This window comes from Nonomuraea sp. WAC 01424 (assembly GCF_003947315.1).
Lineage (GTDB): Bacteria > Actinomycetota > Actinomycetes > Streptosporangiales > Streptosporangiaceae > Nonomuraea > Nonomuraea spiralis.
Window position 1 is genome coordinate 1 of record NZ_QHHZ01000071.1, and the last position, 681, is coordinate 681.

Annotated in this window: 1 pseudogene; it reads left to right on the plus strand. The window is 57.6% G+C overall.

The window, feature by feature from the left end:
- Positions 1–629: pseudogene (locus DMB42_RS52765) on the plus strand (IS3 family transposase); the annotation flags it as partial.
- Positions 630–681: the final 52 nt, after the last annotated feature.

Consider the following 681-nt stretch of genomic DNA (forward strand, 5'->3'; position numbering starts at 1 on the left):
GTTAAGCGCCTGAAGTCGCTTGAGGAAGAGAACACCAGACTCAAGAAGCTGCTTGCCGAAGCCATGCTGGATAAAGAGGCGCTTCAGGTGGCTCTTGGGCGAAAGTACTGACGACAGACCAGAAGCGGGAAGCCGTGATGTTGATGTGTGATGCGACCGGTCTGTCGCAACGTCGTGCCTGCAGGCTTACAGGTTTATCCCTGTCGACCTGCCGCTATGAGGCTCACCGTCCGGCTGCTGATGCGCATTTATCAGGGCGCATCACTGAGCTGGCACTGGAGCGCAGGCGTTTTGGCTACCGTCGTATTTGGCAGTTGCTGCGCCGTGAAGGGCTTCATGTTAATCATAAGCGCGTGTACCGGCTTTATCACCTCAGTGGCCTGGGCGTAAAACGCAGAAGACGTCGTAAAGGGCTGGCAACAGAACGTCTGCCGCTGCTCCGTCCGGCGGCGCCCAATCTGACCTGGTCGATGGATTTCGTCATGGACGCACGTTCCACCGGTCGCAGGATCAAGTGTCTTACCTGCGTCGGTGAGTGCACAAAGGAATGCCTGACGGTCACTGTTGGCTTTGGGATTTCAGGCGTTCAGGTCACGCGTATTCTGGACAGCATTGCGCTGTTTCGAGGCTAGCCGGCGACGAGAAGAACTGACCGAGCCAGTCCCGCCTGCTGGTCATCCC